The sequence below is a fragment of the Actinomyces urogenitalis DSM 15434 genome, assembly GCF_000159035.1.
GTDB classification, from domain to species: domain Bacteria; phylum Actinomycetota; class Actinomycetes; order Actinomycetales; family Actinomycetaceae; genus Actinomyces; species Actinomyces urogenitalis.
In genome coordinates this window covers 960,923-973,398 of record NZ_DS999574.1, presented here as the reverse complement: position 1 = coordinate 973,398, position 12,476 = coordinate 960,923, and the positions used below count along the sequence as shown (strand labels likewise).

Annotated in this window: 9 protein-coding genes; 6 read left to right on the top strand and 3 right to left on the bottom strand. The window is 68.9% G+C overall.

All coding sequences use genetic code 11. The features are described 5' to 3' along the window. Positions 1–2 precede the first annotated feature (2 nt). Positions 3–866, top strand: a complete 864-nt coding sequence (locus tag HMPREF0058_RS04225; protein ID WP_006548450.1) for a carbohydrate ABC transporter permease — start codon at positions 3–5, stop codon at positions 864–866. Between the two features lie 3 nt (positions 867–869). Then, positions 870–2,498, top strand: coding sequence for an MGH1-like glycoside hydrolase domain-containing protein (locus HMPREF0058_RS04220; protein ID WP_006548449.1), 1,629 nt, complete (start codon positions 870–872; stop codon positions 2,496–2,498). 103 nt (positions 2,499–2,601) lie between these two features. Here HMPREF0058_RS04220 and HMPREF0058_RS04215 read toward each other — a convergent pair whose 3' ends face one another. Both HMPREF0058_RS04215 and HMPREF0058_RS04210 read right to left on the bottom strand, forming a co-directional pair. Then, on the bottom strand, positions 2,602–3,048 hold the full coding sequence (locus HMPREF0058_RS04215; RefSeq protein WP_006548448.1) for a NanQ anomerase/TabA/YiaL family protein: 447 nt from the start codon (positions 3,046–3,048) through the stop codon (positions 2,602–2,604). Continuing rightward, a complete protein-coding gene (locus HMPREF0058_RS04210) occupies positions 3,032–5,986 on the bottom strand; it encodes a glycoside hydrolase family 2 TIM barrel-domain containing protein (RefSeq protein ID WP_161800707.1) in 2,955 nt (984 codons plus the stop codon). Before HMPREF0058_RS04210 ends, HMPREF0058_RS04215 begins: the two co-directional genes overlap by 17 nt. A 134-nt stretch (positions 5,987–6,120) precedes the next feature. On the opposite strand from HMPREF0058_RS04210, the gene HMPREF0058_RS04205 reads away from it, so the two are divergent. From HMPREF0058_RS04205 to HMPREF0058_RS04195, 3 genes are all read left to right on the top strand, one after another. Further along, the gene (locus tag HMPREF0058_RS04205; protein ID WP_006548445.1) at positions 6,121–7,146 is read left to right on the top strand and encodes a LacI family DNA-binding transcriptional regulator; all 1,026 of its coding nucleotides are present in this window, start codon (positions 6,121–6,123) and stop codon (positions 7,144–7,146) included. 222 nt (positions 7,147–7,368) lie between these two features. Then, a complete protein-coding gene (gene pta, locus HMPREF0058_RS04200) occupies positions 7,369–9,423 on the top strand; it encodes a phosphate acetyltransferase (protein WP_006548444.1) in 2,055 nt (684 codons plus the stop codon). 102 nt (positions 9,424–9,525) lie between these two features. Next, positions 9,526–10,710 (top strand): acetate/propionate family kinase, encoded by a 1,185-nt coding sequence (locus HMPREF0058_RS04195; protein ID WP_006548443.1) that lies wholly within the window; start codon positions 9,526–9,528, stop codon positions 10,708–10,710. 95 nt (positions 10,711–10,805) lie between these two features. On the opposite strand, the gene HMPREF0058_RS04190 is transcribed toward HMPREF0058_RS04195, so the two are convergent. Further along, on the bottom strand, positions 10,806–11,375 hold the full coding sequence (locus HMPREF0058_RS04190) for a ribonuclease H family protein (RefSeq protein ID WP_006548442.1): 570 nt from the start codon (positions 11,373–11,375) through the stop codon (positions 10,806–10,808). Positions 11,376–11,500: 125 nt separating this feature from the next. Between HMPREF0058_RS04190 and HMPREF0058_RS04185 the strand changes: the two genes are divergently transcribed. After that, positions 11,501–12,373 (top strand): GRP family sugar transporter, encoded by an 873-nt coding sequence (locus HMPREF0058_RS04185; RefSeq protein ID WP_006548441.1) that lies wholly within the window; start codon positions 11,501–11,503, stop codon positions 12,371–12,373. Positions 12,374–12,476 lie beyond the last annotated feature (103 nt).

The following is a 12,476-nucleotide window of genomic DNA, read 5'->3' as shown; positions in this document are numbered from 1 at the left end:
TCATGAGCACGATCGCTTCTTCAGCTCCACGTCGCGCTCTGCGCAGCCTGGTACCGCCCCTCAAGCACCTGGTCCTCCTGGCCGTTGGCTTGATGATGGTCGCGCCATTCATCTGGATGGTGCTCACCTCCTTCAAGCCGCTCAGCCAGCTGCTGACCGACCCGCTGTCAGCCCTGCCCGACCCGTGGATCTTCACCAACTGGCCGGATGCCTGGAACGCCTTGCCCTTTGGCCGGGCCTACCTCAACTCCTTCTACATCACCGTCCTCGTGGTGGCCGGAACCCTGCTGACCACCTCGATGGCGGCCTACGGATTCAGCCGCCTGCCCTTCAAGGGGTCCAAGGTCATCTTCGGCATCTTTCTGGCGATGCAGATGGTGCCCAAGCAGGTCACGCTCGTGCCCTTCTACTTCCTCATGGCCAAGATCGGCTGGGTGGACTCTCACCTGGCCCTCATCGTCCCTGCCATCCTGGTCAATCCCTTCGGGGTCTTCCTCATGCGCCAGTTCATCGCCTCGATCCCGCGTGAGCTGGAGGAGGCTGCCATGATCGACGGCGCCTCGCGCTGGCGGATCTACTGGAAGGTCATCCTCCCGGCGATCCGGCCGGGAATGGGAGCCCTGGGCATCATCGTGGCCCTGGACGCGTGGAACAACTTCCTGCTTCCCCTGGTCCTGCTCAACTCCACCGAGCTGTTCACCGTCCCGCTGCTGCTCAGCCAGTTCAACGGGCAGTTCGGAGGTATGAACTACGGCATCGTCATGGCCGCCACGTCGCTGTCCACTATCCCGATGCTCATCGCCTTCCTCATCGGCCAGCGCCAGATCATCGAGTCTCTGGCCACCTCCGGGCTGGGAGGGCGCTGAGCGATGGACACCACCTTCCTTGACTGCCTCGTCGATCTGCGTAGCGTCCCCTTCACCACGATCGGCTCACGCCTGCTCGTCTACCGCGACGAGGCCGACCTCGTGGTCTACGAGTCGGCCTACGAACGCCCCGAGGAGGCCTCTACGGCCGCCAGGATCCGCCTGGCCGACGACGGCGAGCCGGCGACCGTCCGCGCCGTCACCCCGGCCGAGCTCATCATGTCCAATGGCGCCAGCCTCACACTGACCCCCGCCGGCAGTGTGGTCCTGACCCACCTGCCGGCCGGCTGCACGGTGAGCACTGAGCAGGCGAGCCTGGTCACCAGGCCGGGCGACGCCGTCGTGCTGGAACGGGGCGGGGGCTGGCCAGCGGATCCCGGTCTGAACGCCCACCTGGCCCCCGAACCCGAGCTTGCTGAGGCCCGCGACGCGGTAGTCGAACGCACCCGCAGCTGGATGGCGCGCTGCCCACGCCCGCACGAGCGCTGGCAGGAGATGGTGCGCCAGTGCTGGTGGACGCTCGGCGTCAACACCGTCGTGTTGGAGACCCCCGGCGCGCCAGCCACCGCCGTCGTCCCGTCCAAGATCGGTTACCTCGGCGCCTGGCAGTGGGACTCCTACTTCATCGCCCTGGGCCTGGCGTGGGGCGATCCACAGCTCGCCGCCGAGCAGCTACAGCTCGCCGTGCGCTACCAGCGGTCCGACGGTCAGCTGCCGGACGTGACCCACGACGGCGGGGTGCTGGCCTCCTCCGCGGACCTTCCGCCGGCGGACCTGGCACGGCTGCGCGAGCTGGCCTCGCCCAGTCTCGACGGGCAGGAGGTACCACTGACCAAGCCACCCCTGCTGGCCCTGGCAGTCGACGCCCTGGCCAGCCACGGGCACGCCGGCGTGCGCCAGAAGCTGGGTGAGGCGGTGCGCTCCAACCTGCGCTGGTGGTATGAGCACTCCTCCAGGCAGGGCCTGCCGTGCTACCTGCACCCCTACTCCTCGGGGCTCGACGACAGCCCCGTCTTTGATGACGACGCCCTAGTGGCCTCCCCTGACCTTGCGTCCTACCTCATCGCCTCTGAGCTCACCGTGGCCCGATGGGAGCGCGAGGACGGTGCAGAGGCGGAAGCCCACCAGGCAGAGGCCCGCGCCCAGCGCCTGACCGACCAGCTCGTAGCACGCTGGGACCCGCACAGGAAGATGTTCCCGGCCCAGGCTGAGGACGGGCGCGACCTGGCTCCGGCCACCGTGGTCTCACTCATGCCGTTGCTCGTCCCCCAGCTGCCCCAGGACATGGTCGAGGCCCTGGTCCGTGACCTCACCGAGGGAGGCCGTTTCGCCACGCGCTACCGGATCCCTACCGTGGCCATCGACGACCCGTCGTTCTCGCGCACACGCATGTGGAGAGGCCCGGTGTGGGTCAACACCTCGTGGCTCGTCTGCCAGGGGCTGCGCCGCCACGGCTACCTCGACCTGGCACGACAGATCGAGGACGAGCTCCTGGCGCTGGTCGCCTCGGCCGGTCCGTGTGAGTACTTCACCCCGGACACCGGTCAACGCGCAGACAGCGCCACGGTGCTATTCGGCTGGTCTGCCGCGCTGGCGATCGACATCGCGATGCGGCGTTCCCAGGAGGCGTGACCACACCTTGTTTGAGGCCCTCATCGGTTGGTTCCCGTGCTGGCAGCATGGGAACCAACCGATGAGGGCCTCAAGTGACGCCGGCGGGCAGTGCCACCAGCGCTCAGTGAGCCAGGGCGAAGCCCTCCACGGCGACGTGGAGCTCGACAACCTTGGCCTCACCGGGCAGGACACGCACCGCCTGGTGAGGCGGGATGCCGACGCCCATCCCCGGTTCAAGCACCACCTGCGCGCCCCGGCCCCGCAGGTACTCCCGGTCCGTGGAATCGCGATAGGCCTGGTCCACCTGGAGGTCGGCCAGCGGCGCGACCTCAACCTTCACCCGGCCCTCCAAGCACGCCAGGACGGTCCAGTACCGGCGTCGTGCCACGAAGCGCTCGTCCGCGAGCGCGCTGGCACGGTCAGTGACGTAGGTGAGCACGTCACCCACCGAGTAGGCCACTGACAGCGTCATCCGGGGCGCCTTGCCCACGGCCTGGCGGATCGCACGCCACACCCGGGGCGAGCCCCAGGCCACCTGCTCCTGGTCGAAGTCAGTGATGAGCTGCATCTGTGTGTCCTCCTCGTACGGGCTCAAGCATGAGACGGAAGCTGAAGTCGGTGAACCGGAGCCGGTAGCGCTCCAGCACCTCCGAGCCCCAGGAGTTCGACCCCAGTCCGAGCACCTTGTGATCGACGTTGAGGGTGACCGGTCCGCGGCGCGGAACGTCGTTGAGGTGGCGCGCCTGGTCCAGGTCACGCGCGGTGCACGGCCAGGCGGAGAAGGCCAGGAGGTCGCTGGAGCAGGCACGCACCTGCAGGCCATGGCCGTCTCCGGCCCGTGCCTGGACCCAGCGCACGTCCTGGTGGTTGCCGTTACCCTGCGGCAGGACGTACGGGGTCAGCATGCTCTCCACATCCGACTCCCACAGCCCGATCGGACTGGCGGTCCAGGAGTCCGGATAGGACTCCCCTGGTCCGCGTCCGTACCACTCGATCTCGCGCAGATCCTCGCTGAGCGTCCAGGTCAGGCCAATGCGGGGAATGAGGTCGTCATAGTCACCTTCGGCCCTGCCCTGGACGGCGAGCTCGACGCCGCCGTCGGGACGGACGGTCCACCGCAGGTCCACGGTCATCGCGATGTCGTAGGAGGGCGTACCGATCCGTTCCCGGCACTCCACCACGACGGCGTCGCCCGCCTCGTGCCAGGACATCTGCCTCAGGCTGCGGCTCATCAGGTGCAGGTTGCGCGGCCACCACAGGGTCTCCGCCTCGCGGCGGTGGTTGTCGATCACCGGGCTCCATAGGCCGACCTCGGGCGGCCCGGCCAGGAGCTCGATGCCGTCAACCTGCCAGGAGCACAGCTGGCCGCTGACGCGGTCGAAGGTCAGGCGCGTGCCAGCACGCTCGACGTCGAGGTGCTCACCGCGGCTCAAGACCGTCACCGGCTCGTGCGAGGACGCTGTCAGCGTGGCAGGGCTCCAGGGCGTGAGGACCTGCTGGAAGACTCCCAGCTCACACGGCGCCTGGCCCGCGATCGCCGTGCCCCACACGCTGGCGGACAGGATCGCCTCGCCTCGGGCGTGGCGGGCCGCCAGCTCAGGGCTCAGGGCGAGGGTGAGGCTCTCACCCGGTAGGAGCGCACCCGGACGCACCCGCTGGGAGGCGAGCAGGACGCCGTCGTCCCTCAGTCCCACCTCCAGCTCGACGTCCGACAGGTCCGTGAACCAGCGACGGCTGGTCACGCGCACCTGGCCGTCTGACAGCTCGACGCCCACTGGACAGATCACCTGCTTGTACTCCAGCAGGCCGGGGCTGGGCTCCAGCCACGGGAAGACCAGCCCGTCGATGCAGAAGTTGGCGTTGTTCGGCTCATCCCCGAAGTCCCCGCCGTAGGCGTAGTACTGGCGGCCCTCCTCATCAACCTGGAGCACACCGTGGTCGATCCACTCCCACACGAAGTGGCCCTGGATCGAGGGCCAGCGCCGGAAGACCTCCTGGTACTCCGACAGCCCTCCAGGCCCGTTGCCCATGGCGTGGGCGTACTCGCACAGGACTCGGGGCTTGCCGCAGGGCCGCTCACCTAGGTCGTTCATCTGCGAGACGCGGGAGTACATGGTGGAGACCACGTCCACGATCCGGCCGTCGCGATCCTCCTCGTAGTGGACCGGGCGGCTGGGGTCCAGGGCCTTGGCCCGCTCGTACATCGCAGCGATATTGCAGCCGTCCCCGGACTCGTTGCCCAGGCTCCAGATGAGGATCGAGGCGTGGTTACGCTGGGCGACGACGTGCCGCTCGATGCGGTCAACGAAGGCGGGCTGCCACCCGGGATCGTCAGTGAGCCGCTCCAGGTCCCCGCACAGCGCGAAGCCGTGAGTCTCCAGGTCGTTCTCTGCCATCACCATCAGACCCAGCTCGTCGCACATCTCGTAGAAGCGCGGGTCGTTGGGATAGTGCGAGGTCCTCACGGCGTTGATGTTGTGCCGCTTCATCAGCTCCAGGTCCGCCCGGATGCGCTCAGCGCTCACGGCACGGCCCCGACGCGGGTCGAAGTCGTGGCGGTTGACACCGTGCATCATGAAGTAGCGGCCGTTGAGGTACATCAGGCCGTCACGGATCGTGATCTCGCGCAGCCCCAGGCGATAGGGGACCACCTCGGTCTGGGTCTGCCCGTCCCACACCCGCAGGCGCAGGTCGTAGAGGTAGGGGTCCTCCGGGGACCAGGTGCGTGGTGCGTCCACGCACAGGCGCACGCTGCCCTCGCTCGTGCACCATCCCTGCGCCAGAAGGGTCCCGTGGTCCCAGATCTCGCACTCCACCCGCGCTGCGCCCTGGGTCCAGCAGGCCACGTCCACCTGGGCGCGCTCACGGACCAGGTGCGTGGTGACGGTGAAGTCCTCCAGGCGGGCCGGCGGGCGGCGCTCCACCCACACGTCGCGGAAGACGCCGCTGGCCCACCACATGTCCTGGTCCTCCAGGTAGGTGCCGTCGCTGAACTGTGCCACGCAGAGCACCACCAGGTTCGGTCCCAGCGTCACGAGCCCGGTGAGGTCGAACTCGGCCGCCAGGCGCGAGCCCTTGCTCATCCCGACGTAAGAGCCGTTGAGGTAGACCTCGACGTAGCTCTCCACACCACCCAGGTGCAGGAGCACCTGCTCACCGGCCTGCTCGGGCTCGTAGGTAAAGAGGCGTTGGTAGACTCCCGTTGGATTGTCACTGGGCACGTGGGGCGGGTCGACCGGGAAGGGAAAGCCCTCGTCGGTGTACTGCAGCTTCCCGAAGCCGTCGAGCTGCCACATGTGGGGCACCTCGACGCTCCCCCACTCCTCCTGCAGGCAGGAGGTGAGTTGGTCAGTCACGCGCAGAGGACTGTCGAGGAGGTGGAAACGCCATTGACCATTGAGACTGAGCACGCGCTCGCTGCGACGTCCTGCGCCCGCTACCGCCTCCTCCCACGGCGCGAAGGCCTGGAAGTCGGCTCGAGGCGGCAGACGATGCCTGTGCGTCACACGAGGATTCTCCCAATCACGCTGGCACGGCATACGTTGTCCTTCCTCATTGAATACAACCGGTTACACGAGCATAGCACCTTCCTCTTTCCCGTACTTGCCGCACCGTTCCACCTCTGCCCGGAGAACCAGTCATGACCCGACGCACCGCCAGCCGACGCACCGCCGCGACTCTCCAGGACGTCGCCGACCTCATCGGGATGTCCAAGGCCACCGTCTCACGCGCTCTCAACGGGTCCCCCAAGGTCACCGAGGACACCAAGGAGCGAGTCCGCGCGGCGGCCGAGCAGGTGGGCTACGTCATGAACCCGCAGGCCAGGGCGCTGGCCCTGGGCAGGGCGGAGGCGATCGCCATCGTCTTCACCGAGCCCCTGGACGAGATGTTCGCCGACCCTACCTACGCGATGGTGGTGCGCGGCATCCACGAGGGGCTGGCCGAGACCACCACCGCCCCGTTCCTGCTGCAGGCCGCCACCAGCTTCGAGCAGGCCCGCGCCCGGCGGCGACTGGCCCAGGGCAACGCCGACGCCGTCATCGCGCTGACGCCCTACATCGGCCAGGAGCTGCTGTCCAGCCTGGAGGAGGCTGCCCTGCCGACCGTCCTGTGCGGACAGCCCGGTGCCCGGGAGCGCACCTCAGCCATGGCCCACGTCTACGCTGACGACGTCGTCGGCGCCCGGATGGCGGCCCACCACCTCCTGTCCTGCGGGCGACGCCGGATCGCCGTCCTGTCCGGCCCCGAGGACAATCCCGCAGCCGTGGACCGCGTGATGGGCTACCGGGAGATCCTTGATCCGGTCTGCCCACCGGTCTCCGTGAGCTACGGAGCCTGGGACGTCGTCTCCGGCCTGGAGCGTATGGAGACCCTGCTGCAGGGCGACCCGCATATCGACGGCGTGCTCGCCGCCTCGGACCGCATCGCGGCAGGAGCCCTGGCCGCCCTCCAGCGCCACGGCAGACGGCTACCTGAGGACATCAGCGTCATCGGCTTCGACGATCACCGGATCGCGACCGAGACCACCCCCACGCTCACCACCGTCCACCAGCCGCTGGTCGAGCAGGGCCGCCAGGCAGCCACCCTGGCCCTGGAGATGGCCGACGGCGCCCCAGCCCGAGACATCGTGCTGGAGATGAGCCTGGTCAGGCGCGAGTCGGCCTGAGCCCGGCCTCGCCGCTCCTCCAGCCCCCGGCAGCCGGGCTGGCTGCCGCCCAGCAACCGACCCACCCCCTCGCTGTGCTGTCCGCCACACAGTGACCTTCGCCCGTTGACCACCATGCGCTTACCTCGTACGCCTCCTTCGAGGCACAATCAATGGTGGGCGGGATCGGCCATACCGACCTGCTCGGCTCGACCCCGAGACCCACAGAAGGAACGCATCAACGTGGCGCGCAGTATCTACATCGCCTCACCCAGTGCCGGAACCGGCAAGACGACCGTGGCCCTTGGCCTCATCGCCTCTCTGACCAAGGTCGTCGCGAAGGTGGGCGTGTTCCGCCCCTTCGTGGCCACCCGCGAGCAGGACCCAGTCCTGGGCCTGCTGCTGTCCCGCTCAGGATCGAGCGCCTCCCCGGCCGCCTGCGTGGGCGTGACCTGGGACGAGTTCCGCGCCGACCCTGAGGAAGCCCTCACCCGCATCGTCGACTCCTACCGGGCCATGGCGCGCGAGCACGACGTCGTCATCATCGACGGCTCTGACTTCGACGACGTCGCCGGCACCCCCGAGCTCTCCCTCAACGCCCGCGTGGCCGCCAACATCGGCGCCCCGGTGCTGCTGGTGGTCTCTGGAGACCAGAGCGCCGCTGACGTGCGTTCCTCCGCGGAGGTCTCCATCGCCGAGATCGCCGAGAACCACGCCCGCACGGTGGCGGTGCTGGCCAACCGCTGCCAGCCCGGGACCCGCCAGGAGGTGGCCAGCGCCATCGCCGAGGTCCCCGGCGTCACGACGACGACCCTGCCGGCCGTCCCCTTCCTCACCGCTCCCACGCTGCGTGAGATCGCCACCGCCCTGGACGCCAACCTCATCGCCGGCGACGACGCCCTGCTGGACCGCGAAGCCGAGTCCCTGCTCGTGGGGGCCATGGACGTCTCGCACCTGCTGGAGCGCCTGGTCGAGGGGCAGGTCGTCATCACCCCGGCTGACCGCTCGGCCGTTCTCATCTCCCTGGCCGCCGCCAACGCCGCCTCCGGCTTCCCGAACCTGGCGGCCCTGGTCCTCAACGGCGGCTTCGAGCCGGCCCCCTACGTCCTGCAGCTGCTCAAGGGACTGGACCAGCCGATCCCAGTACTGACCACCGCCCTGGACACCTTCGAGGCCGCCAAGGTCGCCGGCGCCGTCACTGGCAGCCTGGCCCACGCCTCAGACCGCAAGATCGACGTCGCCGTGACCACCTTCGAGCAGGAGGCGGACCTGGAGGCGCTGCTCAGCGCCCTGGAGGTTGAGCCCTCTGACGTGGTCACGCCGATCATGTTCCAGGCAGAGCTGGTTGAGCGGGCCCGTGCCGACCGCCGCACGATCGTCCTGCCTGAGCCTGACGACGACCGTATCCTCCACGCCGCTGACGCCATCCTGCGCCGCGGCATCTCCGACGTCGTCCTGCTGGGCGAGGAGGAGACGGTGCGCACCCGCGCCACCGAGCTGGGCCTGGACATCGCCGCCGCCCGTGTGGTCTCCACCTCCGACCCTGAGCTGCTGGAGAAGTACGCCGCCGAGTTCGCCCGCCTGCGTGCCAAGAAGGGCGTGACCCTGGAACAGGCGCGCGAGAAGGTCCAGGACGTGTCCTACTTCGGCACGATGATGGTGCACATGGGCGACGCCGACGGCATGGTCTCGGGCGCGGCTCACACCACCGCCCACACGATCGTCCCCTCCTTCCAGATCATCAAGACCAAGCCAGGCACCTCGATCGTCTCCTCGGTCTTCCTCATGCTCCTGGAGGACCGGGTCCTGGTCTACGGTGACTGCGCCGTCAACCCCGAGCCCACCGCCGCCGAGCTGGCCGACATCGCCATCTCCTCGGCCGAGACCGCTCGCCAGTTCGGCGTCGAGCCCCGCGTGGCCATGCTCTCCTTCTCCACCGGCACCTCCGGCAAGGGAGCGGACGTGGACAAGGTCCGCGAGGCCACTGAGATCGTGCGAGCCAAGGCTCCCGAGCTCGCCGTGGAGGGCCCGATCCAGTACGACGCCGCGATCGACCCGACCGTGGCCGCCAAGAAGGCGCCGGGATCGGCTGTGGCAGGTAAGGCCACCGTCTTCATCTTCCCGGACCTGTCAGCCGGCAACATCGGCTACAAGGCCGTCCAGCGCTCCTCCGGCGCCGTGGCGATCGGCCCGGTGCTGCAGGGCCTGAACAAGCCGGTCAACGACCTGTCACGAGGCGCGCTGGTTGAGGACATCATCAACACCGTCGCCATCACCGCCGTCCAGGCACAGGGCTGAGGCATCGGGGCGCTGGCCGCGGGCCGATCGGTCCGTACCAGCGTCCCCGTGCTGCCCGCCCGCTCCTTCTATCCGTCACGAGCGCCCACAGAAAGGCACCCCATGACCACACGTACCGTCCTCGTCATCAATTCCGGTTCCTCCTCCATCAAGTACCAGCTGGTGGACCCCGACTCCGGCGACTCGCTGGCCTCGGGCATCGTCGAGCGCATCGGCGACTCGATCGGCGCTATCACGCACAAGCACGCCGGCCAGAAGATCGAGCTGGACGAGCCCGTTCCCGACCATGGCTACGGCCTGGCCGAGGTCCTGCGCCTGTTCGAGGAGCACGGCCCCTCCCTGGCCGACGCCCACATCGTGGCCGTGGGCCACCGCGTGGTCCAGGGCGGCCGCTACTTCTCCGGCCCCGCCCTCATCGACGACGAGGTCGTGGCCAAGATCGACGAGCTCGTGCCGCTCGGCCCGCTGCACAACCCCGCCCACCTCAAGGGCATCGAGGTCGCCCGCAAGCTACTGTCCGACGTCCCGCACGTGGCCGTCTTCGACACCGCCTTCTTCCAGGACCTGCCGGAGGAGGCGGCCCGTTACGGCCTCAACCGCGAGATCGCGGACAAGTACTCCATCCGCCGCTACGGTGCTCACGGCACCAGCCACCAGTTCGTCTCCCAGGCCATCTCCGAGCGCCTGGGCCGTGACGACCTCAAGCAGATCGTCCTGCACCTGGGCAACGGCGCCTCCGTGTCCGCCGTCGTGAACGGCAAGGCCGTGGAGACCTCCATGGGCCTGACCCCGCTGGAGGGCCTCATCATGGGTGGGCGCACCGGTGACATCGACCCGGCCGCCGTCTTCCACCTGGCCCGCGTGGCCGGCATGAGCATCGACGAGATCGACCACCTGTTCAACCGCGAGTCCGGCATGAAGGGCCTGACCGGCGAGTCGGACATGCGCGAGGTCTGGAAGCTCATCGACGCCGGTGACAAGCAGGCGCGTGAGTCCATGGACATCTACCTCCACCGCCTGACCAAGTACGTCGGTGCCTACACCGCGGTCATGGGCGGCCTGGACGCCCTGACCTTCACCGCTGGCATCGGCGAGAACGACAAGGGCGTGCGCGAGGGCCTGTGCGAGCGCCTGGCCTACCTGGGGATCAAGATCGACCCGGACAAGGACCCGATGCGCATCTCGGAGCCCACGACCATCTCCACCGAGGACTCCGCCGTCGTCGTCACGGTCTACCCGACCAATGAGGAGCTGGCCATCGCCCGTCAGGCGCTGACCCTCATCTGAGGCGCGCCCCACAGCAACGGCCCCCGACGAGCATCGTCGGGGGCCGTTGCGTCTGCGCGACCGCTCACAGCCTTCCCGGCGTGAGCGGTCAGCGGTTAGAAAAGCGTGTCGTGGGCCTGCGGCGAGGCCGGGGCAGCGCCCGAGGACTGGGAGGCGAGGTCCCCGTCCTGCCCGTTGCGGCCGCCGTCGGCCACGCCGGGCCACCCCGGTCCCGAGGGGACGGAGCCTCCCTGCTGGTAGGCCGTGGCAGCGCCGCGAGCCAGGTCGTCAGCACGCTCGTTGGCCGGGTGCCCGGCGTGGCCCTTGACCCACTCGAAGCGCACCTGGCGGCCCGCCAGCTCAGCGTCGAGAGCCTTCATGAGGTCCTCGTTGAGCACCGGCTTGCCATCGGCCTTGCGCCAGCCGCGCTTCTTCCAGCCGTGGCGCCACTTCGTCAGGGAGTTGATGACGTACTGGGAGTCGGCCTGAATGAGCAGCTCCTCGCCGGCCAGGCCCGCTGCGGCGGTGGCACGCAGAAGCTCCAGGACGGCGGTGAGCTCGCCCCTGTTGTTGGTGGACTCCGGCCAGCCTCCGGCCGCCCAGCAGGACTCGTCCACGTACCAGGCCCAGCCAGCGGGGCCGGGGTTGCCCAGGGCGGATCCGTCCGCCGCCGCGATAATCGTCATGGGCACCACCCTAACGGTGCCCCGCCGCCCTCCGGGTCCCACCGCGCCAGCCGACGCAGCGAGCCGGGATCACGCGTGGTCGAACGAGTTTTCTTCGCGGGTCGCTGGGAGGATAACGTCACCCCGTGGCCTTCCTCCTCGCCCTCCTTCCTTGCTTCCTGTTCGGCACCCAGCAGCTCATCATGGGCGCCTGGCCTGCTCGCCCACGCCGTCAGAACGTCGCAGTCCTGGCCGGTGCGGGAGTCGTGAGCGTCGTCGCCGCGCCGCTGACCGGTGGTGCGTGGAGCCTGCACGCCACGTTCTGGGGAGTGCTGTCCGGTGTCCTGTGGGCGACGGCGCTCGTCTTCACCCTGCGCGCCTTCCAGTCCTGGGGAGTGAGCCGGACGATGCCGCTCAACGCCTCAGGACAGATCATCATCAACGCCCTGGCCGGCATCATCCTGCTGGGAGAGTGGCGCGCCCCTGGCGCCATGCCGCTGGGGCTGACGGCTCTCGTGGCGATCATCGCTGGCGCTGCCTCGTGCTCGTGGCAGGAGAAGGGCGCTGGGTCCGGGCCCACCCCGGCCCAGCACCGCGAGGGGCTGATCTGCTCGATCATCTGTTCCGTGCTCTACGGCATCTACCCCTTCATGCTGCGCCTGGTGGACGTCTCCTCCTCCGACGCCGTTGGCCCCATGGGAATCGGGCTGCTGCTGGGGGCCGCGGTGTTCACCGTCATCCTGCCGCGCGAGGAGCCGCTTGTCGGCGAGGCCTTCACCCCCAGCGCCATCGGTGGCGGTCTGTGGGCCGTTGGCAACGTCATCTTGCTGCTGTCGACCTCGACGGTCGGTGTGGCCACCTCACTCGCGCTGTCTCAGCTCGCCTTCGTCATCTCCTCGTTGGGCGGCATCATCCTGCTTGGGGAGACCCGGACCCGGCGGGAGGCCCTCACCACCGCGCTTGGCATCACCCTTGCCGTGGTCGGCATCATCCTGCTCGCCCTGGCCTCCTCACGCTAGGTGCCGGGTGCGCCTGTCTTAGCCAGGCCCAGGCGCGCCCGCGGTCTCCTGGGTCACGGGACGGATGGTGCCTTTGAGGAGGAGTAGGCCCTGACTCTCCCCT